This window comes from Roseivirga sp. E12 (assembly GCF_017592825.1).
Taxonomy (GTDB): domain Bacteria; phylum Bacteroidota; class Bacteroidia; order Cytophagales; family Cyclobacteriaceae; genus Roseivirga.
This window is the reverse complement of record NZ_JAGFMD010000007.1, coordinates 125,160-151,665: the sequence shown is the minus strand read 5'-3', so window position 1 is coordinate 151,665 and position 26,506 is coordinate 125,160. Positions and strand designations below refer to the sequence as shown.

Here is a 26,506-nt window from a genome sequence, read left to right as displayed (position 1 = left end):
TTTACTATAATTAATTGACACGTAATCATTTAGTTTCTACTAAGAGAGTTGACAAATGACTGATCATAGCGCTTTCTGGAATGTGCTTTCCATATGGTATCAGTTCGCCAAACAGGCCTGATCAATTCAGACTCCCATTGATGGTATGATTCCAGCATGGCTTGGGTAAGTTCAGGTTCTTCCCTACTTAAGTCAATTTGCTCTGCTATATCACTCGACAAATTGTGTAAACGGGGAGGCATATCATCAAACCATATTAATTTCCAGTCTCCTTTTCGCACTGCTCCATGATGTCCCAGCCTCCAAAACAGTTCTTCATGAGGCACATTACTCGACTGTCCAAGGTATGGCATAAAATCTACCCCGTCTAAATTATTGGGGACCTGACCGCCCGCTGCAGAAAGTACGGTGGGCAGAATATCCAATGTGATAATGGGTGCGTTATAGCTCGATCCTTTTTCTATTTTACCCGGCCATTGTGCCACAAAGGGTATGTGAATACCTCCTTCCAAAAAAGTGCCTTTTGTGCCAGAAAAAGGAGAGTTGTCAGAGGCATTATAAGGCATTGCTCCACCGTTGTCATTTGTAAATATGACAAGTGTATTTTCTTCTAGGCCTTGTTCTCGAAGTGCTTGCATTACTTTACCAACATTTTCATCCAAAGACCTTGTCATAGCAGCATTGATAGCCCGAGATTCCGTTTCAAATTGCCCTCGCGCCTCCGCCAAGTAATCATCTCTAGCGTGCATTGGTGTGTGAGGTGCATTGAATGACAAAAAGAGGAAGAATGGTTTTTCTCCTTTGCTTTCAATAAAGTTCACCGCCTCGTCTCCAAAGGCATCAGTTAGATAGGGCAGGCTCATTGCCTCCACTGGCACTCCATTCCTTTCAATATTTTTAGCCTTTCCAGATGTATATGCACTACTTCCTTTGAGCATTCCAAAGAACTCATCGAAACCTCTTTGATTTGGATGGAACTGGGGCTTCTCTCCTAAATGCCATTTTCCAATTAGGGCGGTACGATAGCCATCATTCTTTAAATAATCGGCTATGGTTTTTTCGCCAACTGCCAAGCCAATGGAATCGGGGTCTGTATTTGTGAAGTTTCCTCCAATATTATACTCATGGCCAAAACGTTGCTGGTACCTTCCAGTTAATAAACCTGCCCTTGATGGGCTACAAACTGGGCCACTTACATAAGCATTCATGAACTTTACGCCATTGGTTGCTATGGCATCAATATTTGGTGTTTGAATCTGTTTGTTACCATTGAGGCTAAAGTCTGCATAGCCTGCATCGTCAGCAAAGATTACGATAATGTTGGGTTGGGATTCATTCTCCTGAGCACAGGATTGAAGCACTAGCAAAATTAAAATTGCATAGCTTATTCTTTTCATTTTAGAATGATTTGGAGGTTCTGGTTAACACCTTATAAGATAACAAATCAAAAAGGAGCCAGGGTTATTTCCTGACTCCTTTTCTCTTAATTTTCTATACTTTTCTCTTTCTACTTTTCCTTTGTCCAAGCGCCCAGTATTATACCAGCAATTGTCAAGGCCGCCATATCAAAGCCACCAACAATCCAGGAAAGTTCGTAAGGGTTTTGGGCAAACATATCGCTTGTCATCTTGCTTAAGAACACGAAGGAGAAGGCGATAATCAATCCTATTTTTGCTCCTTTCAGTGCTGAGTCTACATTTAGTTTCGTGAAAAGCCATGCCAGCACATACATTGGTATTACTGTTGCGACAATGTTAGTAATCCAAACGCCTGCTCCTGGAGGATCAGCTTCTACGGCTACTGGATCTAGTCCCACCAAGGCCATCCATTTTTCACCAAAAAGGGCACCATACCAGAGAAATCCTAAACCTGTAAGTAAAATTACGGACACCCACACGGCTCCGTGGTTGATTTTCAAATTGCTCATCTTTTAATTTAGTTAAGGTTGATAATAACTTGAATACTAGCTGTAATGTGCTGGTATTCAAGCAGAAGATAAGAATTTTTATCAAAACAATCTATCAGTCCAATAGATCTGAAGGGTACTCGACCACCTGCCCGGTTTGCTTATCTAATGGCATTTGAGCATTTACTTGTTTTAGGTAATTGGTCAGGACGAGGGCAAGTTCTTTAAGCTTTTCCCTGCTGTCTGATGCTCTGTTTCTAGTTTCTCCAATATCATCTCGAAGGTTAAAGAGTTCAAAACTTCGATCGCTGTGGTAATAGATTAGCTTCCAGTCGCCTAAACGTACCGTGCTACTGGCACCAATTCCCGGACCCAATGGCCCCCAACGATTAGGGTAATGCCAAAAAAGTGGCCGGTCTTTTGAAGAAGATACATTTTGATGTGTTAGCAATGGAACGAAACTAACCCCGTCAATGGGTTGTACTGTTTGGTAATCTGTTATTGACGCAATCTCTAATATTGAGGGAAAGAAATCTTCAATAATGAGGTAGTCATGTGTTACACTATTTGGTTTTACTTTCCCTGGCCATTTTACAATCATTGGTTCCCGAATCCCTCCTTCATGGGCTGATCCTTTGCCACTACTTAGGGGTTTGTTGTGCGTGTGTTTTTCGCCACCGCGTGCAACGGCACTCAGCCCACCATTGTCAGACATAAAGAGAATTACCGTGTTTTCTTCAATCTGCTTTTCGATCAAAAAATCCATGATGTCGCCTAAGCTTTTGTCCATTCCTTCTACCATTGATGCATATTTTGCCTCTGTAGGCAAAAGCCCTTGATCTAGGTATTTCTGAACAAACCTATCATCACCTTGAATAGGGGTATGCACTGCGTAGTGCGCCATATAAAGGAAAAATGGCTGGTCATTATTTACAGCACTATCCATGGCATGGGCTGCTTCGCGGGTAATGGCTTCTGAGAGATAAATGTCTTTTCCGTGATACTTCTCAAGACCTGGCACGGCCCATGTTGTTCTATTGGGATCATCATTTCCAAAAGACTCTGTTCCATAGTAACTACCTGGTGCTCCTGCAGCATGACCGGCAATATTCACATCAAATCCGAGGTTTAGTGGGTCTGACCCTGGTGTCCCAATAGCACCCAAGTGCGCTTTTCCGCTATGAATAGTGAAGTAGCCTGCGTCCTTGAGTAGTTGAGGTAATGGGGTGGCATAAATGGTATTGGGAATACCTTCATCGGGACTCATACCATTTACATTCCAATCGGGTTGCGCCAGTTTATCATCATCAGCCACTGGCTGCACGTCTTTTCTCAATGTCCAATTAGTCACTCGATGATGTGCCGCATTCATTCCAGTCATTAAGCTCACGCGAGTTGGTGAACAAACTGCACAGGCATAGGCTTGTGTGAACTTCATTCCTGCCGAAGCCAGACGCTCCATATTTGGTGTTTGATAAACGTTATTATAGGGGGTTCGTTCGTTCCAAAATGGCACAGAAGTATCTTGCCAACCCATGTCATCAACAAGAAAAACAATGATATTGAGTTTTTCTTTCTGTTTGATACTTTGACAGCCAACAGAAAGCAGCAGCAACACTGTCACCAATAAACCTTTTAAATTCTTCATTCTTTATTTCCTTGAAAGACTTCCATCACCGGTCTCCCTGTCCAGAATTGCGGTTGGTTAAGACCAAGTAAATATGCAATCGTTGATCCCGTATCATAGGTAACTATGCTTGACGAAAGTGCACCGTTTGCTGATACAGCTTTTCCATAAATTATCCAGGGAATTTCTACTTCCAGCAGTGACTTTCCTCCATGACCTTTATCTACTCCACCATGGTCGGAGCTTAAAATGATTATGGTATCATCCATCATGCCTGCTTTCTCCACTGCATCCATTACTAAGCCTACCAGACGATCTATTTCTTCTACTGCTTCATAATATTCAGGGGTGTCATGTCCAATTCCGTGCCCGGCACCATCTGGTTGATCAAAGTGAATAAAAGTTAGGGCTGGCTTTTTCTCTACAAAGAAGTCAATCGCTGTTTCAGCCGTTTCTTCATCTGTCTTTCCATTATAATCGAGGTCTACCAATTGCTTTTCAAACAGGTATCCAATGCCTCCCCAAGTATAGGAGACACCCATTTTCTCTTCTGGTAATTGCTCATCAATCAGGCTAAAAATAGACGGATAGATTCCTTCTTCTCCGACAATTCGGGATGGTAATTCGGGCGTTTTACTCCCCCATTCGGTATACCCATGCAGTTCTGAACCGGAACCCATAATCATAGATGCCCAATTCACGGCACTGGAGGACGGCAGCACGGCTCTGGCCTGAAGTGAATAACTCCCTTCGGACATCATTCTTCTAATATTTGGAATCTTAGCTTTATCGAAGGCATATGCACCTAGTCCGTCTGATCCTATAAGTATTACATGCTTCGCTTTTCTGGTTTCTTCCTGTTCATTGGTTGTGCACCCGAGGAGTAAAATCACTATAAAGAGGCTCGAAAAAATGGATTTCGTCATCGTTTTCTATTTAAGCGCGCTCACTTTAATGGTCCACACATAATCGGCAGGTGGGTCTTTTCTCCATTTTTCTGGAATGGTCACCACAAAGCCTTTGTCACTTTTTCTCCATTTAAGCTTCCCTTTTCCTAGGAGGCTGACAGATGCCTTTGCATCTGGTTGGAGTGACTTGACTGTGATTTCTGATGGCATCACCTTTTCATTTTCGTCTGCCATATAAAAGAAGTATGTCGTTCCGTCTGGCTTCTGAGTAATGGCGACCTTATCTTCTTTGTAAGGTGCCAAGGCGTGCGTTTCATAAATACCTTCGCTATTTACTTCCATCCAGTTAGCGTACTCTTCAAGTAAATCATAGGCGCCTTGTTGCCATGTGCCATCAGGACCAGGAGCAATATTGAGGAGAAGGTTTCCTCCTTTTGTGACTATGTCCACTAGCAAATGAATGGCTTTGTGTCCACTCATGTATTTAGCATTGAAGGTGTGAGACCAGCCTCCTCCAGAAATCATTGGGGACTCCCATGGGAACGGAAGTGGCTTTTCTGGCACCCTATTTTCAGGTGTTAAGTAGTTTTGGTTTTTACCGTGTACTGCACGATCGACTACGATAAGACCGGGTTGTTTCTTTCTGGCCTTTTCTACCAACTCGTCCATCTTAATGTCTTGGTTGACTATGCGGTGCTTGATATAGCCGTTCTTATTATTATCACCAAGTTGGCCGCTATACCAGTCCGTAATTTCCCCCTTAGGGGTTTTAGCCACCCAACCCCCGTCTAACCAAAGGATATCTACTTTGCCATAGTCGGTCATCAGTTCCAAGATTTGATTGTGGGTGTAGTCTGTGAACTTCTGCCATTTTTCAGGGTTGGCCTCTGGCTCATAGTTTACATTTCTATCTCTTGGCGGATAATATGGGTCCCAGTAATATTCTGAATGCCAGTCTGGTTTAGAAAAATAGGCACCAGTCCATAAGTCTTGTTGTCTAAAGGCATCGAATATTTCCTTAGTAATGTTGGCCTTCGGATGGTTTGCAAATAGGCTTTTACTTCCAGTGACTTTGTAGTCGGTGTATTTCGAATCGAACATCGTGAAGCCATCGTGATGCTTGGTTGTGAAAACCATGTATCGCATGCCTGCTGCCCTGGCCGCTTTGGCCCATTTTTCGGGATTGAACTTTACGGGGTTAAATGTAAGGGCTAGGTTTTCATATTCTTGTTTGTAGGTGTTGTAGTCTTGAGGGTTAGACCCTTTTGTTCTTTCACACCAACCGTATTCTTCTGGACAAAGGGACCAAGACTCTACGATACCCCATTGACTATAGGCTCCCCAGTGCATCAAGAGTCCAAATTTCAACCCCTGCCACTGTTTGATTTTGGCTAGTGCTAAAGGGTCGGTTTCGGCAACATAGCGCTCTTCTTCGTAGACTGCCTGCGAAAAAGCAGGCCCTGACAAAAGGATCAGGCATATGATTGGTAGAAGTTTCTTCATTATAGTTTTTTGTAATCTGATTCTTTAATATCTCTTACACATCTAAAACCGGTGTGCATTAGACTGGTCTCTGGAGTGGATTCACTTTTTCCCGTGATTTGGTATCCATGGCAAAATGAGGGTTCACAGAGAAATGATCCTCCTCTGAGCACTTTTTGACTCATCTGATTGACTTGATAATCTTTTTGAGAGGTGCCTTTGGGTATATCCCAGTCGGTGGTCCATTCCCAAACATTACCTGAGATATCGGTCAGGCCGAGTTTGGTTTTACCAAATAGGCCAACGGGCGAGGTGTACTCAAAACCATCTTTTAATGTGTTTACAAAGGGGAAGGATCCTTGCCATACATTTGCCTTATACTGATCATTTACGACAAGGGTATTCCCCCAATTGTAAATGGTATTGACGTCTTCACCATCCTTTGCGGCATGTTCCCATTCCGCGGCCGAAGGCAGACGCTTACCGGCCCAAAGGGCATAGGCCTCCGCATCGTTATATGATATTTGTGTCACAGGATGATCGTCTAGGGCTTTTGGAAAGTCCGGCCCCATAGGATACTCCCAATAGGCTCCTTCTTTTAAAAACCAATTCGCTTCTACAGTAAATACTCCTGCGTTTCCGAACATCTCCGCTTCAGTCGCATAGTCAGTTGCCTGTACAAAAGCTCTAAATTGCGCTACGGTGACGGGAGTTTCATCCATGAAATACGCATTCACCTCAGCACCTTTGGGCACATACACCATACCCTCCGGTACTTGTACATCGGTTGCTGATTTACACCCTGGTAAGAGAAAGAGTAACAGAACAAGAACGAGATATGGAAAGCCGCTTTTCATGTCGATGTCTTATTCCAAGTTATAGAATTTTTGCGCGTTAAGCCCAAAGACCTTCTCTTTGTCCTCCTCTGCAAATGACTGCATGTAGTTAGATAATAGCTCATAAGCCGTTGTATATCCTCCTGCGAGAAGACATACAGGCCAGTCAGACCCATACATGAGTCTGTCTGTTCCAAAAGCTTCAAATGCTATGTCCAAATAACTATGAACGTCTTGAGGTTTCCATCTATGCCAATCAGCTTCGGTGGTCAACCCTGACACCTTGCAGTAGACATTCGGCATTTCTGCCAGCATCATGAGTTCCTCCTTCCAAGGCGAAAAGATTTGATCTTTGATTTCGGGTTTTGCCAAATGATCTAACACAAAGCGCTGTCTTGGAAACCGGTGAACCAGCTCCAAAACAGCACCCAAGTGTTTAGGTAAAATCAAAATGTCATATGTCAAATTAAATGCTGATAGTGCCTTTATACCTCTCGTAAAATTATCTCCGAGCATAAAATCAGGAGTCTCGGCCTGCAAAATATGCCTGACTCCTTTGAGCTTTTTGTTCTGCACGTAATGAGCCAATCGATCTTTTATATTATCGGCTTGAAGATCTACCCAACCCACAACTCCTTTGATAAATTGGTTTTGAGAAGCCAGTTCTAACAAATAGTCTGTTTCTTCCTCTGACTGGTCAGCCTGAACAACTATGCATCCATCAATACCGGAATTTTTCAGCTCTTTTTCCAATTCATCCGGTAAAAAGTTCCGCTTAAGAACGACCATGGATTTATCTATCCAGGTGTCCCGCCCAGCATCATATTGCCAAAAATGTTGATGTGCGTCTAGTCTCATTGGTAGGCAATTACTTTTTGCTTGCCAACTCCCATACCATCAATGCCTAGTTCCATTACATCTCCTGGAACCAAATAACGTTGTGGATCCAACCCAAGCCCCACTCCAAAGGGTGTTCCAGTTGAGATTACATCACCTGGGAGTAAGGTCATAAATTGACTTATATAGCTTATGAGTTCTGGGATTTTGAAAACCATATCGGAGGTATTGCTATTCTGCATGGTTTCCCCATTGAGTTTAAGCCAAAGATTGAGGTTGCTTGGATTATCAATTTCATCTGCCGTTAAAATCCAAGGCCCTAGTGGAGCAAAAGTGTCATTACTCTTTCCTTTTACCCATTGGCCTTCTCTTTCTAATTGGAATTCGCGCTCGCTGACATCATTATGAATTGTATAGCCAGCAACAAAGTCCATGGCTTCAGATTCTAAAACGTAAGAAGCCCTTTTTCCAATCACCACTGCCAATTCTACCTCCCAATCTGTTTTTACACTGTTTTTAGGAATAATTACATCGTCATTTGGCCCACAGATTGCGCTCGTTGCTTTGAAGAAAAGGACTGGTTCAGTTGGCAATTGCATACCACTTTCTTTGGCGTGCTTGGCATAGTTTAAACCAACACATATAATTTTAGAAGGTCTACATAGTGGAGGACCTAAGCGAGTTTCCTTTGACACTTTCGGGCAATTGTTTGCCGATTTTGATAGCCAAGTGCGTAATCGACTGATGCCATCCGTTTCGAAGAACTCTTCGGTAAAATCCTCACCAAAGCTACTGACGTCTATGCGGTCGCCATTACCATCTATTATTCCTGGTTTTTCCTGACCTGATTGGCCAAAACGTATGAGTTTCATGTATTCAATTTTATAAATCCACCATCAATTGGATAGTCTGTTCCGGTAATAAACGCTGCTTCATCAGAACACAGAAATATAGCCAAATTGGCAATTTCTTCAGGCTTTCCCATGCGGCCAATGGGCTGTGTAGCCGAAAGCTTCTCAAACATTTCGGCCTCTTTTCCTGGGTAATTTTTAGCAATGAATCCATCGACAAAGGGGGTATGTACTCTACCTGGAGAAATACAGTTGCAGCGAATGTTATCTTTTACATAATCTTTGGCCACGGAGAGCGTCATGGTTAGTACAGCTCCTTTACTCATAGAGTAGGCAAACCTGTCTGATATACCTACGGAAGAAGCTACGGAGGCCAGGTTGAGAATAACTCCTCCTCGGCTCTTCATATGCGATATGGCGGCCTTCATGCCATTGTAGACTCCTTTTACGTTGACGGCATAAATTTTATCAAGATCCTCTTCCGAAGTGTTTTCAAGATTCCCGATATGTGCGATACCGGCATTATTGATCATAATATCAACTCCTTTACTTGAGGCTATTTGATCAATAATTTGTTTCATTTCATTCTGATTTGAAACATCACATCGTTGTCCTTCTATGCCATTTACCTGAGTTACTTCTTCGATTGCTTCTTTGTTGGAATCAAGTACGTGTACTTTGGCACCTGACTCTGCAAATGCAAGGGCCATTGCCTTTCCAATACCGCTACCTCCTCCTGTGATAATGGCTGTTTTTCCTGATAAACTAAACCTGCTCATATTCCTTGATCCTTTCGTTTTCCCAATATTCTCCCCTTGGGTAAGAATATGTCGAAATTGATTCTTCTTTCATCGTTATGCTATATCCATGGTCCATCGGAATACTGTATGCCGCATTCTTAATTTTCACTGGTGCTTCAAAGTGTTCATGAAGATGGTCTACATATTCCACAACCCGATTTTCGAGTGTGCCGCTAATGCAGATGTAGTCTATCATGGCTAAATGCTGAACATACTCACATAACCCAACTCCTCCTGCATGAGGGCAGACCGGAATATCTAATTCATGCGCCATCATTAAGACAGCTAGCACCTCGTTTACACCTGCCAATCGACAACTATCTATTTGGCAAATATCCATGGCACCTGATGTCATAAATTGCTTGAACATAACTCGGTTCTGACAATGTTCGCCTGTGGCTATTTTGACCGATTCGAGTGTGTCGCCTATAGTTTTATGCCCAAGAATATCGTCAGGACTGGTTGGCTCTTCTATCCAAAGTGGGTTGAATTGCCTAAGTGTTTCCATATTCTGAATGGCTTCGTTCACATCCCATTTCTGATTGGCATCCATCATGAGGCTTCGCTCATCACCTATTTCTTCGCGGATGATAGTGGCTCTTCTGACATCATCTTCCAGGTTACTCCCCACTTTCATTTTTACATGGTTCCAACCTTCTGCTACTGCTTCTCTACACAATCGTCTGATTTTATCATCTGAGTACCCTAGCCATCCAGCGGATGTGGTGTAGGCTGGGTATCCATTATGTTTGAGGTTATCAATTCGATTGGACTTAGTCTCGGCTAGTTCGGTTAAGTTTTGTAATGCTTTTTCAGGTGTAATTACATCAGTGATATATGTGAAGTCTACACATGAAACCAGTTGCTGGGGACTCATGTCGGCTACTAATTTCCATAATGGTTTTTCCTCATATTTCGCCCATAGGTCCCAAACAGCGTTAATGACAGCACCCATTGAAATGTGTATTACTCCTTTTTCCGGCCCTAGCCACCGGAGTTGGCTATCGCCATTAAGAGACTTCCAAAAGCCTCCCATATCAGTTGTAATATCAGTGAGATTTTTCCCAATAACCAGTGGCATAAATGCTCTGATGGCTTGCACGCATATTTCATTGCCTCTGCCTATAGTGAAGGTGAGTCCATGTCCTTCCAACCCTGGAATATTCGTTTTAAGCATTAAATAAGCAGCAGAATAGTCGGGGTCAGGATTCATAGCATCCGACCCATCTTGGGTTTTACTAGTGGGAAAACGAATATCTTTCACCTCATAGCTTACAATGGTGCATACGGAGTCGATGCCATTTTTGAACATAAAGCAATCTCTCAAATTAAGGTCTTCAATACTACGATGAAGTATCCCCTTACTTACACTATTTTTGCGATAGAGTAATGAATTCTTGTTCTTCTTGCTAAATTAATGTCAGTGAAAGCAACATTACTAAAAAGAGGTGCCACTCCTGACCACTCATTTTCCGTAGCACGTCATGACTTCCCATACTTTCTTAAGGTGTGGCATTATCATGTTGAGCTTGAATTGGTTTATATCGTTAGGAGTGAGGGTACACGTTTTATTGGAGACAATATTGACCGGTTTCAGGCAGGTGAATTGATTCTTATAGGCAGTAATCTGCCTCATATGTATCAAAACGATAATGCTTATTTTGAGCCTGACTCTAAAAAGCGGGCTGAGGCTCATGCTATACACTTCAACCCGACTTTCCTGAACACTACTTTCTCGGACATTCCAGAACTAGTTGAATTCCACACGTTGATGGAGAAGGCAAAACTTGGGTTGAAATTCTCTGCCAGGACTGTTGAATTGGTGGGGCCTAAGATAGAAGCTCTTGATAAAGTTGATGACCTATCCCGTATGCTGGGCTTCTTGGCCATTCTGGCGGACTTATGTAAAGACGGTGATGCGAAAACAATCGCTAGCTCTGGTTTTGTAAATCATTTTGAGCAGGCTGGAGATCTTAAGCTTGACAAGGTGTATGATTATGTAATGCATCATTTTCAAGAGGACATTAATGTAGATGATATTGCTGATTTAGTAAGCATGAATAAGTCTTCGTTTTGCAGGTATTTTAAACGAACCACGCAGAAAACTTTCACGGAATTTTTAAACGAAATAAGGATTGGTTTTGCTTGCAAAATGCTTGTGGAAAGGCAGATGGGAATTCTAGAAATAAGCTATTACTGCGGCTACAATAATATTTCGCATTTCAACAGGCAGTTTAAAAAGAAAATGGGTTTGTCGCCTTCGGCCTACCTATTATCACGGAAGGCCTAATAGTAGAATATCAAAATCTACTTTGTCTAAAAGTACTTTGAATTAGCCCCTCTTCCTCAAGCATTTTTCTTGTCGCTTTATGATCTTCCCAAAACTGATCGTCAATTTTCTTCATCGTTGGTGCATAATCAGGATGAACCTGAAGTGGTTTCATAATAGGATCATCCTTCATCATCATTACCAACCAATAAAAGTAGTCCCTTTGCTCTGAGAATTTCTTTAAGTATTCAATGGCCTCTTCAATATCACCCATATAAGCATAGTAGCTCGAGAACATGAGGTCCTTATAGATAGAATTGTCATTTTGAGCGTATGCGTAATATATTTTCATTTGCTCTTTTGCCTCCTCTTCTCTACCCAATTGGTCATAGATATAAGCAATCTTTATTGACTCACCATCAAATATGTTTAGCCCATACTGGGCCTTTATGGTGTTGAAAACATCGTAATAAAATGCAGCCTCCTCATACCTTTCCATCGTATAATAGAGCTTTGCCACCTCTTGAATGATATCCAGGCGTGTAGTGTCTTTATTCAAAACTTCCTTTACTAGACCCACTGTTGTTTGCAGGTCGTTACCTTGAGCCATTTTAATGTATGGATACAGGTATTGTGAAAACAGGTTTGTTGAGTCGAGGGCGATTGACTTTTCGGCAAATGCTTCAGCTTCATCAAAAAAGCCAGTTTGAGCCAGCGCATTACTCAGATGTAGAAAGGATATACTTGTGAGGGTAGAATCTATATTGGTATTATCCAACCTGATGGCCTTGAGTGCATGCGTCAAATACCTTCTCGTATTCGGCAAATAAACATTGTAAATTTCTGACAGGAAATTGTGGGCGCTTACAGCGTTAGGGCTGAAATTCAGTGCCTTTTCGAAGTATTCTATGGCTAGGGTATATTGGCGATCCTGCATATAAAAAAGCCCTTTCGCCACCTGGCTAGCAAATAGTTCAGGGTCTAGGAAGAGGGCTCTGTCAGAAAGCTCGCTTATCTCTCTAGCAAATTGCTTTTCAGCAGCATAGAGGTCTAAATAGTAGTAACAGATGGCCATATGCGCATAGCCCAGTGCAAAGTTAGGATCCTCCTCTACTGACTTTTTGAAGTAGTCCAGTGCTTGATCGAGATCTGAGCCAAAAATCTCATTCAGAATAGTCAGCCCTCTAAGAAAGTAATCGTAGGCCAATGCATTTTCTGTCGGTAATTTTTCAATTCGCCTGATTTCATCTGGAGAAATATAAACCTCGATCCTTTGCGCAATGTCTTTAGCAACCTCAGCCTGAAGCTCAAAAATATTGCTTGAAGATCTTTGGTACTGCTCGGACCACAAGTGATCATCTTTAGGTGCCTCAATCAATTGAATTGTCAACAAGATTTGATCTCCGACCTTTTGGCCACTGCCCTCTACTATATAGTCAGCATTAAGCTCCTCGGCTATTTCACCAATTGACTTGGCATTATCACGATAACTCTCTACAGAAGTCCTGCTGACTACTCTTAAGTTTTCAATCTTTTGCAGGTTGTTTAGAACGGCTTCCATCAGGCCGTTGACTATGTAAATATTGCTGGAGTCATTACTGTCATTTTTAAATGGCAGAACGGCTATGGATTTCTCAAGACTTGGATTCCTCGATTGCTCTTGCTTGGGAAAGAAAATAATTGCTAAAACGATAACTAACATCACCGCTATTGGTACAAGCCATCTTTTCGAAACTACATTATGGCTATCGTCCTTTGGAGGGTTTGACTTGGACTCCAAAAACTTTGGTCTTTCTTCCCCAGGGGGATAACCATAATGCTCTCGGTAGCATTTTGTAAAGTAGGAAACGCTATTGAAACCTACCTTGTAGGAAACTTCTGAAACCGTCAGCTCATCACTCCGCAAGAACTCCTGTGCGTGATGAAGTCGTGTCTGTCTAATCAAAACACTCACCGACATGTCCGTCAGTTTCTGAACCTTCCTAAGCAGATTAGATCTACTCATATCCAAACTTTCGGCCAATTCAGAAACACCAAAGCCTTCATCCGACAGATTCTCTTGAATCTTCAAGATTGTCTTATCAAGGAAGTCACTTTCTATGTTCAAGAAGTTCGACATCTAGTCAGTTTGCACATTTAATATTGTTACAAAAAAGGGCAGGATAGTTACCAATTCCAAACCCTTTAAATTTGATTTAAACAGGGGTTTGCGTCATAGTTTATAGTCATAAGTCATAATTTCAAAGTTTTTAGCATAGCTGATATAATCCGCAACATTCCTATATGCGATGGCCTAAAACATTTGAGGACCTTTGTATTATCAGAAAAAAGTAAAACTCAAATACCATTATCATGAAATACAAAAAGACAAATTTTTTAAAAGTCGGAGTAGCCATCTTACTATTGACAATTGGTTTTTCTCTTCAGTCATGCAATGCTGAAAAAAAGGAAAACAGTGAAGATAAATCGGCAAAAGCCCCTACGCAAACACTATTCGAATCTGCCTTTTTAGGAAAGACTGATTTGGTCAAACAACACATTGCAGCGGGAACAGAACTCAATCAAAAAGACGATTTCGGTTCTACAGCATTAACCATTGCCATTACATTCGATAAAACTGAAGCCGCGAAAGCCCTTATAGAAGGGGGTGCAGACATTGAGGCTACCAGTGCTGATGGATCAACCGCTCTACATTCAGCTGCATTCTTCGGTAGAACAGAAATTGTGAAGGCGCTTCTTGCAAAAGGTGCTAACACAAATGCCCGCAACAGCTTTGGTTCTACAGCTTTGGAATCAGTACAGGCACCGTTCAAAGATGTTAAAGCTATATACGATCAAATAAAAAGAGATTTGGCACCACTCGGGTTGAAATTTGACTATGAAGACCTTGCTAAGCAACGTGAGGCCATAGCCGCACTCATCAGCCAAAAACAGTAATAATGGAATCCAATAACTCCATAGATCAGCGAAGGTATGATATTGATTGGCTAAGAGTCATCGCCATTGGCCTTCTACTCATTTACCATATAGCGATTGGTTTTCAACCCTGGGGTGGCTTTATCGGCTTTATTCTGAGCAACGAACCAATGGAATCTATTTGGGTTCCTATGTCAGCCCTCAATATTTGGCGCATTCCTCTACTCTTTTTCGTATCGGGAATGGGAGTTGCTTTTGCCATGCGTAAGCGCGGCTGGGGTCAATTGATGAAAGAAAGAGGACAGCGAATTCTAATCCCTTATGCATTTGGGATTTTTGCGATCGTACCGTTACATTTTCTAGTCTGGCAAAGTTACTATGACATTCCACCCTCTTATGTGTCTAACCCAGCACACCTCTGGTTCTTAGGTAACATCTTGATTTACGTAGTGGTTCTTTCACCACTCTTCTACTACCTAAAAAGAAACGAGCAAGGCAGGTTTCACAAACTTTTGGTCTCACTTTTCAAAAATCCGTTTGGCTTGTTGATAGTAATCATACCCTTTGTTATTGAATCAATGGTTGTCAAACCGGCTAGTTTTGAAACTTATGCTATGACCACTCACGGCTACTTTATCGGGTTTCTGGCCTTCTTTTTTGGCTACTGCTTTATCTACGCAGGAGAGACTTTTACAAAAACGGTAATTAAATGGAAGTGGGCTTTACTGGCCGTGGCTTTTGGTATGTATCTCTACAGACTATTCAATTTTGAGCTTTTGGGACCCAACTACCTGAAATCAATTGAGTCTAATTTATGGGTATTTGCCGTGCTAGGAATTGGATTTACTTATCTGAACAGACCGAGTAAGGCACTGACATATTTAAGTCAGGCAGTCTACCCTATTTATATCATACATATGGCCGCGCTATACCTTGGCTCATTGCTGATTTTTCCATTGGACATACCGGCTTTTGCCCAATTCATCTTATTGATTCTCTTCACGGGAATTAGTTGCTTACTCACCTATGAGTTCATAATTAGACGGGTGTGGTTTTTGAGACCGCTTTTTGGGTTGAAGAATAATAAAAGGCCTAAGGATAAGAAGGCTCAGTAGTTGCCATGTAAACTTCAATATTTGAAATTGTCGGACAGGCTTTCGCGTCAAGAATGGTGACCTTAAGCTTGTCCGTTTTTGTATCCGGAAGTCTCAGAATTCGCTTGTATCCAATTGTGGACTGACGGGCAATTTCATTGTAACCTCCATCAACATAAGCTTCAACTTTGAAGGAAATTACTCGCTGACCCAGTGCAATATGTTCTTGCAAGACAAGCCTGTTCAAATCGATCTCCTTTCCAAAATCAAGCTCTATCCAACTTTCAATTATATCATCTTCGGTTGCCCAATAAGTGGACTTTTCAGCGTCAGTAACCAGTGATGGTGAGAAATTCTTCCCACGTGAATTTGAGGCAATGACTTTCGCTTGTAATGCAACGTTTTCGGCAAAAGTTTGATCCAATGCCTTTCTCAGTTCCTTAAGGGCTTTCACATCATTTTCATGAACCCGTCCTCTGCGATCGACAGGCAAATTCAAAAGCAAATTGGCATTTCGGCCTACAGATTTATAGTAGATATCCAAAAGGTGGCTCAGTAATTTTACCTGATCATCTTGGCTTTCATGATAGTACCAACCCGGTCGAATGGATACATCGCACTCAGCAGCAACCCAATGTGTACCATCTATTTGGCCCGTGCCCAAAAGCTTGCTATCTGCCACTCCCGGGGCAAAATCGGCTCGTTTTAACAAAGCCCAATTCGTTTCGGAAGCAATACCTCGTTCATTCCCTACCCAACGTACTTCAGGACCGCCATCACTAAACGACACGATTTCGGGTTGATATGACCTTGCCAAAGCAAAGGTACTGTCCCAATCATAATAGGTAGTTCGATCAACATTCCGCGTTTCGTTTGCTCCACCATAGTAACCGTCACCACCATTAGCCCCGTCCACCCAAAACTCAAAGACCTCACCGTAGTTGGTCAAAATCTCTTGCATCTGGTTTCGGTAGTAAGTAAGGTATTCTGGGCTTCCATAGTCTGAATGGTTTCTATCCCAAGGGGAGAGATAAAGCCCCATTTTTAGACCATATTCTTTGCAGGCTGCAGCCAACTCTCTTATTACGTCCCCTTTTCCATCCTTCCAAGGACTGTTCTTAACAGAGTGCTCTGTAAATGCTGACGGCCAGAGGCAAAAGCCGTCATGATGTTTGGCCGTAAGGATTATAGCCTTCATTCCTGCTTCCTTCGCCACCCTCGCCCATTGTCGCGTATCGAGTTCTGAGGGATTAAAGAGGCTTGGAGACTCACCTCCTAGTCCCCATTCGAGATCGGTAAATGTATTCATATTGAAATGCACGAAGGCATAGTATTCCATTTCATGCCAGGTAATTTGTTGAGGGCTCGGAAGTGGTCCTATTGGTGCTGGTGGTAGCTCTGCCTTTTCGCATGCAATGGCTGCTGTCATACAAAAAATCAATATTAAGGTCTTTGTCTTCATCTTGTCTCAGGTGATTCTAAAAGTGCTCTTTGAAGATATGAAAAAAGCCAATGCCTATGGCAGGTATATAAAAACTTCGATTTGTATAAAATACTTTTGGCAATGAAATTGAGGATGATTTAGAAGATGAACCCAGTGGACTCTTTGCGAGATGAGTAAGAATCTAAATTGATGTAAAACGAAAAAAGCCCCGACATGTCGGGGCTTTTTATGTACCAGAGATGGGACTTGAACCCATACGCTCAGAAGAGCACAAGATTTTAAGTCTTGCGTGTCTACCAATTCCACCACTCCGGCATTGACTACTAGGTAGTCCTTATCTTAAATGGCTCTAAACTAAAAAAGCGTGATCGCGATCACGCTTCTTCATTTATGAGCGGGAGACGGGATTCGAACCCGCGACCCCGACCTTGGCAAGGTCGTGCTCTACCAGCTGAGCTACTCTCGCTTATTTCAGTACTGCAAATTTCGCGCTTGTTGCGAAACGGACTGCAAATTTAGTGAAGGCCTTTTAATTTGCAACGGCTTTTGAAAAAATTTACTCTTTAAGTTTACCCTTAATTTCATTCAGTTTCAAGAGTGCTTCCACAGGAGAAATAGTATTGATATCAAGGTTCTCCAAAATCTCCTTGATTTCATTGAAGGTAGGATCCGCCTCAAATAGATTGAGCTGGAAATTGTTCTTAGGAACATCCCTGAGTTTATCCTCTGTCTGATTTCGAATCTTATCTTTTTCGAGATGACTCATGATTTCGGCTGCACGAATAACTACTGGATTTGGCATTCCTGCCATTTGCGCCACGTGTATACCGAAGCTATGCTCACTGCCGCCCTCTTTCAGCTTGCGCATAAAGATCACCTTGTTGCCTACCTCTTTCACCGAGACATTAAAGTTTTTGATGGCAGGGAAGTCTTCCTCCAATTGATTCAATTCATGGTAATGTGTCGCGAATAAGGTCTTTGCCTTGAACTTGTCATGGTTGTGTAAGTATTCCACGATAGACCAAGCAATGGAAATACCGTCATAGGTACTCGTTCCTCTTCCAATCTCGTCCATTAGGATCAAGCTTCTTTCCGAAAGATTATTGAGAATACTCGCAGTCTCAGTCATTTCCACCATAAAAGTAGATTCGCCCTTCGAAAGGTTATCGGAAGCTCCTACACGGGTAAACACCTTATCGGTAATGCCCAACTTAGCTTTTGAAGCAGGAACATAGCTGCCCATTTGCGCCATCAATACAATTAGGGCGGTCTGTCGCAATAAAGCCGATTTACCAGCCATATTAGGGCCAGTGATGATTAATATCTGGTGGGTATGATCGTCAAGCAACACATCATTGGGAACATAACTTTCACCAACTGGCAACTGCTGTTCAATAACCGGGTGCCTCCCGTTCTCGATATCGATTAGCATTTTGTCATTTAACTCAGGTCTGCAGTAATCGAACTCTTTCGCGATGTTAGCAAATGAAATCAAGCAATCAATGGTGGCTATGACACCTGCATTGCGCTGAATCTGAGCAGTAAATTCGGCAGCGAAAGCCACCAAGTCTGCAAACAAGCGTTGCTCAATGACCTTATACTGATCTTCCGCATTGATAATTTTTTCCTCGTAAGTCTTGAGCTCCTGAGTTATGTATCTCTCGGCATTCACCAAAGTCTGCTTTCTAATCCATTCTTCGGGCACCTTGTCTTTGTGAGCATTACTCACTTCCAAATAGTAACCGAAGACTTTGTTATAGGCAATCTTAAGAGAAGTAATACCGGTAGCCTCACATTCGCGCTGCTGAATTTGAACCAAGTAATCTTTCCCGCTGAATGCAATGGATCTAAGCTCATCCAATTCCGCATCCACTCCCTCTGCAATTATTCCTCCCTGATGCACAAGCATTGGGGCGTCTTCCTTCAATTGCAGTTCAATCCTTTCAAGAAGCTTGTCACATTTATCCAATTGCTTCGACAGGGCCTGAAGTGACTTTTGCGAAGAATTAGCCATCGCCTCCTTGATAGGTCCGATGCGTTGAACAGCATTCTTCAGCTGATTAAGTTCTCTAGGATTAATTCTTCCTACCGCGACTTTCGAAATCAGCCTTTCCAGATCGCCAATTCCATCCATGGCCTCAGCGACACTCTCCGTCAAGTCATTATTAGTATGAAAAGCATCGACAATAGACAGGCGTTCCTCAATCTTCTTACGCTCTTTAAGAGGTAATACCATCCAGCGCTTTAGCATTCTCGAACCCATTGGAGTTAGGGTTTTATCGAGAATCTGAATTAATGGAATTCCACCCTCTTGCTGAGGATAAACCAGTTCCAGGTTTCGAATGGTAAACTTATCAAGCCATACGTATTTGTCCTCCTCCAGTCGGCTGATGGCAGCTATATGACCAATTTCTTTGTGCTCCGTATCTTCTAGGTAATAGAGAACAGCGCCTGCCGCAGCAATGGCCAAGTTCATCTCCTCTATACCAAAACCCTTAAGCGACTTGGTTGAGAAATGGTTGGTCAGTTTTTCATAACCATAGTCGAAAGCATACACCCAATCATCAAGGTGATAGGTGTTGAAGTTATCCTCGAATTGCGCTTCAAATTGCTCTTTTTGGGCACGCGAAAAAATGAATTCAGAAGGGTTGAGACCTTGTACAAGCTTATCGATGTAGCCTGGCTTACCCTGGGCAGTGAGAAACTCTCCAGTAGAAAGATCTAGAAAAGCAGCTCCAATTTCGTCTTTACCAAAGCTGAGCGAAGCGAGGTAATTATTTCTCTTTTGGTCTAGTACATTGTCGTTGAATGACAGACCCGGGGTTACCAGCTCGGTTACTCCACGTTTGACAATACCTTTTACTGACTTCGGATCTTCTAACTGATCGCAGATAGCCACCCTATTTCCGGCCCTAACCAGTTTTGGTAGATAGGTATCTAAAGAGTGGTGTGGAAACCCAGCTAATTCGATATGACTTGCTGCTCCATTGGCCCTTTTAGTAAGTACAATGTTGAGTACATTACTGGCCTTGATGGCATCCTCTCCAAAGGTTTCATAGAAATCCCCTACCCTGAACAAAAGCAGTGCTCCTGGGTGCTTTGCCTTGATGGCATTGTACTGCTTCATCAATGGAGTTTCCTTCGCCTCTTTCGTCTTGGCCATAGTCAAAAAATGATGGGAGTTCGATTTCTATTAGGGTCAAAAATAGTAAATAATTGATTGGTTTTCTTCAGTAACTCTCAGAATAAGAGGGCCTAAGAATATGTTCTTATTTTTATTTGGATTTATTCTAAATAAGAAAGACTTTTGTGCCCTCAGATTATAAAAACAAAGAAAAGATGAACAGTCACCTCAGAAAACTAACTATATCCCTTGTCTTTTTGGCACTGGCGGGTACCTCAATTCTAGCTCAAAATTCGGCTACAATTAGGGGCAAAGTAAAAGGCAAAGATGGAGTCGCCATTCCCTACGCTTCTGTGATACTAGAAAACACACCCCTAGGGAAAGCTACAAATGAGAATGGCTCCTTCAAACTTGCTGGAGTGAAGCCTGGAGAATACATACTCAAAATTTCATCTGTAGGCTTTATCACCATTAGACAAAACATCAAAGTTGATGCAGGGGACCTCCTTACACTAAGCTTCGAGTTTGAAGAAAGTGTTTATGAAGTGCCTCAACTTACAATCATCGCTTCTCGTGATCAATTATTCACAAAGATTCCGGGTTCTGCAGACTACCTCAGTCAGGCTGAGCTGAAGTTACTCAGTCCCATAAGTGGTAATGAGGCGTTTAGGCGAGTTTCTGGGGTTCACGTGGTAGAAGAAGAAGGACTTGGCCTTAGAGCAAACATTGGTATTCGAGGCCTTGACCCAGACAGGAGTAGAAATGTTCTTGTACTTGAGGATGGAATTCCAGTGGCCTTAAACCCCTATGGAGAACCCGATGCCTACTACACGCCTTCGATCGATCGAATGGCAGGGGTTGAGGTACTAAAAGGTAGTGGTCAAATCCTTTATGGTCCTAGAACCATAGGAGGAGTAGTCAATTACATTACAGCAAATCCATCTGAGGATGAAACTGTGAGCCTAAAGTTGCGAGGTGGACAAAATGGTTATTTCAGTGGCCTTTTGGGCTATGGAAACACCTTCGGAAATACTGGTGTACAATTCAACCTATTAAGAAAACAAGCTGACGGACTTGGGGTTTCTACATTCGACATCAATGATTTTACAGGCAAAATCAACTTCCGTATGTCTGATCGCTCTCAGCTCGGATTGAAGTTTGGTTTATACCGAGAGACTTCTAATTCTACATATGTCGGCATTACTCAGGTCATGTACGATCAAGGGGGAAATGACTTTACTAATGTTGCTCCAGATGATAGACTAAATGTGAATAGAAACTCTATTAGCCTTACGCATAATTATCGTATAAACGATAGGCTTAACCTTCAAACCATGGCCTACGCCTATAGCACAACGCGTAACTGGAGAAGGCAAGATTTCTCATATAGTCCAACGGCTAGCAACCTATCAGGCGTAGTTTGGGGAGATACATCTATACCAGGAGGAGCCATTTATATGAGAAACGGCACTGGTAACAGAAACAGGCAGTTCGAGGTAGCTGGCTTCGAGCAACGCATAAACCTAGAGTACAACCTCGGTTCCATCAACAACGAGCTAACTGCCGGATACCGTTATATCTATGAAAAAGGGTATGAACAAAGGGTCAATGGTAGTTTCCCGACTTCGGATTCTGGTGACCTAATTACTGATGAAGACAGAACTGGCAATGCAATCAGTGCCTTTGTACAAAACAAATTCAAGCTGAGTTCAAAGTTTAGCATTGATGCTGGCTTGAGAGCCGAGTTCTATGATTTCGAACGCCATGTATTTAGAAATAAATTTGGCGGAGAGGTAAGAGACACGAGTATTGTAAACGGATCGAGCGTATCGGAAATTATCCCGGGTTTAGGCTTCAATTATCAACTGAATAGAGATATTAACCTCTTTGGTGGTATTCATAGAGGATTCGCCCCTCCACGCGTGAAAGACGCCATCACATCTGCTGGTGTTGTACAGCAATTGGATGCTGAACTTAGCTGGAATTATGAATTAGGCCTTAGAACGTCACTTACGAAAGGACTTTATGCTGAAGTCACTGGCTTCTACCTTGACTTCTCGAATCAGATAATTCCTGTATCTGAGTCTGCCGGAGGCACTGGGTCTGGTTTGATCAATGGTGGTGAAACCACTCATGAGGGTATTGAAGTCGGCTTAAGCTTTGACTTATCAGAAATTCGTGATGTGCAATATAATGTCTTGCTTGATGTAACAGCGACTTTTCAAAATGCCACCTTTGCTGCCGATAGATTCCAAAATATTGGCACTGAATCTGTAAACCTATCCGGCAACCAAACTCCCTATGCTCCTCAAACCCTACTTTCGTCTGCTCTTACCATTGCCTCACCTTTTGGCCTAACGGCAAGAGTGACTAATACTTTTGTAGGAGAACAATTCACTGATCCTTTGAATACGGTGGTGCCTTCTGCCAATGGTAGAATAGGTAAGCTTGACAGCTACTTCTTAACAGACCTTCAATTGATCTACGACTTCCCAAAAGTCGAGAATCTGTCGATTAATTTGTCTATAAAGAACCTTTCCAATGAGCGATATATTTCATCAAGAAGGCCACAAGGAATAAGAGTTGGCTTGACTAGGTTTACAAGTTTGGGAATTGATTGGACTCTTTAAGCATACAACGCTTTGATGGCAATTTGCCATGAAGATATTACAAGAGGAAGGGGCTATTTTTGGTCCCTTTTTCTTTGTGTAAAAAGTTTTAACTAATTTTTTCGTTCACTCGTACAATATCAACTAAACTTCTCGTTATAAAGTCGAGAATCATCACAAACCTATTCTCAAAACCACCGATCTAAACCTTCCGCTATGCGTCACAAGAATCCGTCCTCACGGGTCTGATTCAGCATATTTTTTAATCGAATTTTTAACATTAAAACCTAAGGAAGATGAAACAAACATTAAAAGTGAGCATGGTATTGCTCGGAGCATTAACTATCGCCATGTGGTTCGGAATTTCCTCCACCAACAAAGAAAAAGAGGTGCTGGAAGGTCAGTTTGCGAAGCTGGAAAAAGAAGTCATTCGCAAGGAGTCAGCATTTGAAGAAGTCATGGGGCTTATCACAGAAGTCGAAGACCAAATCGGGACCATTGTCGAAAAAGAAAACCTAGTCCACGGACAGAGTCAAGAGCCACTGAATAGTGGAAAGAAAGAAAACATCATGAGAGAAATCGCCATGATTGATGACTTGATTTTACGATCGAATGAGAATATCAAAACTCTCTCTGATAAGGTTAAAAGTACAGACTTAAAACTGGGTGTATTCCAAAAAAGAATCAACGCACTTCAAGCCGACTTAAGTGATAGACAAACCATTATTGGTAATCTCAAAACTGAATTGGTTAACAAAGACGAGGCTCTGGCATTATTAGCCAGCCAAAAAGATTCATTGAACACTACGCTCAATGCCAAAGTGGAAATAATCGGTGAAAAAGAGCTTGAAGTAACACAGCTCACCGCGCTTAATGATGAGTTGAACAAAAGCTACTTGGCCGTTGGTACCTTCGAAGACTTACAGGCCAAAGGAGTAGTAGACAAGGAAGGTGGATTCCTCGGGTTCATAGGTCGCAGCGTTGCTCTTCAAGATGATGCCGATAAAACGCAGTTCATGGAGCTTGACAGGCGCAGAGTCAGCCAACTCAAGATTCAGGCTAGCACGCTCTCTTTGGTCAGCAATCACCCTAGTGGATCATATCAAATCCTTCCGGGAGAAAATGAGAGTACAAAGATCCTCGAAATCACAGATCCAGAATCATTCTGGCAAATCTCTAAATACCTGGTGATTTCCAAGAACAGCCGAGCTGCTCGCTAATACATCATTTGACAAAATTATTGATTGGTGTTGTTTTGGGCTGTCCACTCGCAAGGAGTGGGCAGTTTTTATATTTTTGCCTTAGATGCGGAAACTCAAAAACGAAGAACTAAACAGACCAGACCTTAATCAATTCAAGGAATCTGAAAAGACACCCATCGTTTTGATACTCGATAACGTACGAAGTATGCATAATGTGGGGTCAGCCTTCCGCACTGCGGATGCCTTTGCCATTGAAAGTATTGCACTTTGTGGCATCACTGCCCAACCGCCACATAGAGAGATTCATAAAACGGCATTAGGAGCCACCGAGTCTGTAGAGTGGACCCATTACGAAAATACTATGCAGGCTTGTAAGGCTTTAAGAACTCAAGGTTATACTCTAATGGCCGTGGAGCAGGTAGAAGATTCCATTTCTCTTGAAGCTTTCGAGCCAGTCGCAAATCAAAAGTTAGCGATAGTTTTCGGCAACGAGGTCTTTGGAGTCGAAGAGGAAATTGTCGCTTATGCTGATGGCTGCATAGAAATCCCCCAGTTCGGTACAAAACACTCTTTAAATATCTCAGTGAGCATAGGTGTAGTGCTTTGGGATCTAGTTTCGAAAATGAAGTTCGGATAGTTATTCAAATCGTGTAAATTCACCATTAGAATAATAGGTCAACATGAAAGATATCAACAACAAAGGCAAGGTCAATCGATTCAAGTTTCTACTCTACTTCTACGGGTTATTTGTCGTCTTTATATTCATATATAAATTCATCATAGCGCCCGAACTACCAGGGCTAATACTCCTAGCAGCTTTCGCTCCAATCTTTGGTTTTATGTCTTCGGTCATCAATTGGCCGGTATATATCCATGCGACCGAAGCAGATGGCGGAATGGTCATCAATTCTCAACGTTTATTCTCCAAAAAACAGGACTCTTTGTTGATCAACAAGTACAACTTTGACAGCTATTTCGAAACTGATCATCTCCACATTGGGCTTAATATTTTGAACACCGAAGAAGAAATGCTGCAACACAAGATAAAGGTGAGCTGGATGAAGCTGAAAGACCTGAGAGCTCTTGAAGAAAAGCTGCGCGAGATTAATCCCCATGCTCCTGTTAATACTAATTAAATCTCACAAGAAAACTTATAAGGCATATCAGGTAGTGAAATGATCCTAGCTTTTAGATTATGTTCATCAACTTGTTGGTGACAACACCAACAAGGACGGAGGATTAATCCCTTGGCATCTACCAAATAGTTGAGTGGGTTAACCACCCCTAACCCCTCCTTTAAAAGGAGGGGAACTTATTCACCTTGGTTATTGAAGACTCTAGTCTACTCCTCCCTTTTAAAGGGGAGATGATCGAACGTTTACGCTGAAGCTCCAGCGAAGGCGCAAGACAGGAGGGCTTTAGGCCAACAAAAGCAGAAGCATTAAAACGGCAAAAGCCATTAAGTAATACCACCAGGGCAATTTATTCCATGGGACGGTAGGCATATCAAAATGGAAGTTTTGCCAAATCAACATTTCCTCCTGTTAAAATCATTCCGACTTTTCTGCCAGCAAAGACTTCTTTGTTCTTAAGCAAAGCTGCCATTGGAACTGCACAGGAAGGCTCGATAATGATTTTCATACGTTCCCAAATCAAGCGCATGGCTTCAATGATTTCTTGATCAGTGACTAGGAAAACATCTTTTATTAAAGGCTTAATTATACCGAAGTTCTTTTCTCCCATACTCGCCAAAAGGCCATCTGCAATAGAATTCGGGTGATCTACTTTTGTAATCTCTCCTGTCTGCATCGAGAGGTAGGTGTCCTTAGCTCCTTCCGGCTCACCGGCATAAACATCAATTTTATTGTCCATATAGTGGACTGATAGCAGGGTGCCAGCCATTAAACCTCCACCACCAACCGGAGCAATAATTGCATCCAAGCCAGGCTGATCTTCCATCAGCTCCTTAGCACAACTGGCCTGACCTGTGATTACCGAATAGTCATTGTAAGGTGAAATGAAAGTAGCCCCTGTTTCATCTTGGATGCGAACGGCATTTTCTTCCCTTGACTGTTGAGTGGGTTCGCAAAGTGTGATTTGAGCACCATAACCAGCCACAGCCTTCCTTTTTACTTCGGGTGCAGTTTTGGGCATAACGATATACGCAGGAATTCCAGCCATTTTCGCAGCCATCGCAATGGCCTGAGCGTGATTTCCAGAGCTATGGGTAACAACTCCCTTTTTCCTTTGTTCCTCAGGTAATGACAGCACTGCATTTACCCCTCCTCTAGCTTTAAAAGCTCCAACTTTCTGAAAGTTCTCACACTTAAAATAGAGCTCGCAACCCGCTATTTCATTGACACTTTCTGATGTCAAGATAGGCGTTCGGTGTACATAAGGCACTATTCTTTGATGAGCTGTTTGAATATCTTGAAGTGAAACAGGAAACTCCATAGGTCTGGTTAAAGTCTGATTCAAACTTATCGATTTTTATACATTCATTGGTAGTCCTGTTAAACACAATTCTTTCAATCTCCATTTTTATTGGAACCTACATAAACATGTGGTTTTTGCAAAATTGACGCTGCTTTTCTCCTTGAT

Annotated in this window: 21 protein-coding genes and 2 tRNA genes; 7 read left to right on the top strand and 16 right to left on the bottom strand. The window is 42.3% G+C overall.

The genetic code is table 11. The features are described 5' to 3' along the window. Window positions 1–29 precede the first annotated feature (29 nt). The 10 genes from J4E76_RS15655 to J4E76_RS15610 all read right to left on the bottom strand — a co-directional run bounded on the left by J4E76_RS15655 (window position 30) and on the right by J4E76_RS15610 (window position 10,559). The gene (locus J4E76_RS15655; protein WP_208505731.1) at window positions 30–1,397 is read right to left on the bottom strand and encodes a sulfatase; all 1,368 of its coding nucleotides are present in this window, start codon (window positions 1,395–1,397) and stop codon (window positions 30–32) included. 110 nt (window positions 1,398–1,507) lie between these two features. After that, on the bottom strand, window positions 1,508–1,927 hold the full coding sequence (locus tag J4E76_RS15650) for a DUF1761 domain-containing protein (protein WP_208505730.1): 420 nt from the start codon (window positions 1,925–1,927) through the stop codon (window positions 1,508–1,510). Between the two features lie 94 nt (window positions 1,928–2,021). Next, entirely contained in the window at window positions 2,022–3,554 is a 1,533-nt protein-coding gene (locus J4E76_RS15645; protein ID WP_208505729.1) for a sulfatase, read from the bottom strand. Next, a complete protein-coding gene (locus J4E76_RS15640) occupies window positions 3,551–4,459 on the bottom strand; it encodes an alkaline phosphatase (protein WP_208505728.1) in 909 nt (302 codons plus the stop codon). The genes J4E76_RS15645 and J4E76_RS15640 overlap by 4 nt, the downstream gene beginning before the upstream one ends. Before the next feature lie 6 nt (window positions 4,460–4,465). After that, window positions 4,466–5,944: an alpha-L-fucosidase gene (locus tag J4E76_RS15635; RefSeq protein ID WP_208505727.1), complete on the bottom strand. Its 1,479-nt coding sequence runs from the start codon at window positions 5,942–5,944 to the stop codon at window positions 4,466–4,468. Continuing rightward, entirely contained in the window at window positions 5,944–6,780 is an 837-nt protein-coding gene (locus J4E76_RS15630) for an SUMF1/EgtB/PvdO family nonheme iron enzyme (RefSeq protein ID WP_208505726.1), read from the bottom strand. The genes J4E76_RS15635 and J4E76_RS15630 overlap by 1 nt, the downstream gene beginning before the upstream one ends. 9 nt (window positions 6,781–6,789) lie before the next feature. Beyond that, window positions 6,790–7,617: an amidohydrolase gene (locus J4E76_RS15625; protein WP_208505725.1), complete on the bottom strand. Its 828-nt coding sequence runs from the start codon at window positions 7,615–7,617 to the stop codon at window positions 6,790–6,792. Continuing rightward, complete coding sequence (locus tag J4E76_RS15620) at window positions 7,614–8,468, bottom strand: fumarylacetoacetate hydrolase family protein (protein ID WP_208505724.1); 855 nt, start codon at window positions 8,466–8,468, stop codon at window positions 7,614–7,616. The genes J4E76_RS15625 and J4E76_RS15620 overlap by 4 nt, the downstream gene beginning before the upstream one ends. Further along, on the bottom strand, window positions 8,465–9,226 hold the full coding sequence (locus tag J4E76_RS15615; RefSeq protein ID WP_208505723.1) for an SDR family NAD(P)-dependent oxidoreductase: 762 nt from the start codon (window positions 9,224–9,226) through the stop codon (window positions 8,465–8,467). The genes J4E76_RS15620 and J4E76_RS15615 overlap by 4 nt, the downstream gene beginning before the upstream one ends. Then, window positions 9,213–10,559, bottom strand: a complete 1,347-nt coding sequence (locus J4E76_RS15610; RefSeq protein ID WP_208505722.1) for an L-fuconate dehydratase — start codon at window positions 10,557–10,559, stop codon at window positions 9,213–9,215. Before J4E76_RS15610 ends, J4E76_RS15615 begins: the two co-directional genes overlap by 14 nt. 111 nt (window positions 10,560–10,670) lie before the next feature. On the opposite strand from J4E76_RS15610, the gene J4E76_RS21210 reads away from it, so the two are divergent. Then, on the top strand, window positions 10,671–11,537 hold the full coding sequence (locus J4E76_RS21210; protein WP_208505721.1) for an AraC family transcriptional regulator: 867 nt from the start codon (window positions 10,671–10,673) through the stop codon (window positions 11,535–11,537). A 10-nt stretch (window positions 11,538–11,547) separates the two neighbouring features. Here J4E76_RS21210 and J4E76_RS15600 read toward each other — a convergent pair whose 3' ends face one another. After that, window positions 11,548–13,635 (bottom strand): helix-turn-helix domain-containing protein, encoded by a 2,088-nt coding sequence (locus tag J4E76_RS15600; protein WP_208505720.1) that lies wholly within the window; start codon window positions 13,633–13,635, stop codon window positions 11,548–11,550. 233 nt (window positions 13,636–13,868) lie between these two features. Here J4E76_RS15600 and J4E76_RS15595 point away from each other — a divergent pair, with 233 nt between their 5' ends. Next, window positions 13,869–14,453 carry an ankyrin repeat domain-containing protein gene (locus J4E76_RS15595; protein ID WP_208505719.1) on the top strand — a complete coding sequence of 195 codons (585 nt, stop codon included), beginning with the start codon at window positions 13,869–13,871 and terminating at the stop codon, window positions 14,451–14,453. Between the two features lie 2 nt (window positions 14,454–14,455). Beyond that, window positions 14,456–15,547 (top strand): acyltransferase family protein, encoded by a 1,092-nt coding sequence (locus J4E76_RS15590; protein ID WP_208505718.1) that lies wholly within the window; start codon window positions 14,456–14,458, stop codon window positions 15,545–15,547. On the opposite strand, the gene J4E76_RS15585 is transcribed toward J4E76_RS15590, so the two are convergent. From J4E76_RS15585 to mutS, 4 genes are all read right to left on the bottom strand, one after another. Then, window positions 15,525–16,955, bottom strand: coding sequence for an alpha-L-fucosidase (locus tag J4E76_RS15585; protein WP_208505717.1), 1,431 nt, complete (start codon window positions 16,953–16,955; stop codon window positions 15,525–15,527). The genes J4E76_RS15590 and J4E76_RS15585 overlap by 23 nt on opposite strands. A gap of 246 nt (window positions 16,956–17,201) precedes the next feature. Then, a tRNA-Leu gene (locus J4E76_RS15580) sits at window positions 17,202–17,285 on the bottom strand. 78 nt (window positions 17,286–17,363) lie between these two features. Next, window positions 17,364–17,436, bottom strand: a tRNA-Gly gene (locus J4E76_RS15575). A gap of 90 nt (window positions 17,437–17,526) precedes the next feature. Beyond that, a complete protein-coding gene (mutS, locus tag J4E76_RS15570) occupies window positions 17,527–20,133 on the bottom strand; it encodes a DNA mismatch repair protein MutS (RefSeq protein ID WP_208505716.1) in 2,607 nt (868 codons plus the stop codon). 176 nt (window positions 20,134–20,309) lie between these two features. Between mutS and J4E76_RS15565 the strand changes: the two genes are divergently transcribed. The 4 genes from J4E76_RS15565 to J4E76_RS15550 all read left to right on the top strand — a co-directional run bounded on the left by J4E76_RS15565 (window position 20,310) and on the right by J4E76_RS15550 (window position 25,041). Next, window positions 20,310–22,724 carry a TonB-dependent receptor gene (locus J4E76_RS15565; RefSeq protein ID WP_208505715.1) on the top strand — a complete coding sequence of 805 codons (2,415 nt, stop codon included), beginning with the start codon at window positions 20,310–20,312 and terminating at the stop codon, window positions 22,722–22,724. Window positions 22,725–22,999: 275 nt separating this feature from the next. Next, entirely contained in the window at window positions 23,000–23,923 is a 924-nt protein-coding gene (locus J4E76_RS15560; protein ID WP_208505714.1) for a hypothetical protein, read from the top strand. A gap of 85 nt (window positions 23,924–24,008) precedes the next feature. Beyond that, window positions 24,009–24,542 (top strand): RNA methyltransferase, encoded by a 534-nt coding sequence (locus J4E76_RS15555; RefSeq protein WP_208505713.1) that lies wholly within the window; start codon window positions 24,009–24,011, stop codon window positions 24,540–24,542. Between the two features lie 43 nt (window positions 24,543–24,585). Next, complete coding sequence (locus tag J4E76_RS15550) at window positions 24,586–25,041, top strand: hypothetical protein (RefSeq protein WP_208505712.1); 456 nt, start codon at window positions 24,586–24,588, stop codon at window positions 25,039–25,041. Window positions 25,042–25,411: 370 nt separating this feature from the next. Here J4E76_RS15550 and J4E76_RS15545 read toward each other — a convergent pair whose 3' ends face one another. Continuing rightward, window positions 25,412–26,383, bottom strand: coding sequence for a threonine/serine dehydratase (locus J4E76_RS15545; protein WP_370592814.1), 972 nt, complete (start codon window positions 26,381–26,383; stop codon window positions 25,412–25,414). Window positions 26,384–26,506 lie beyond the last annotated feature (123 nt).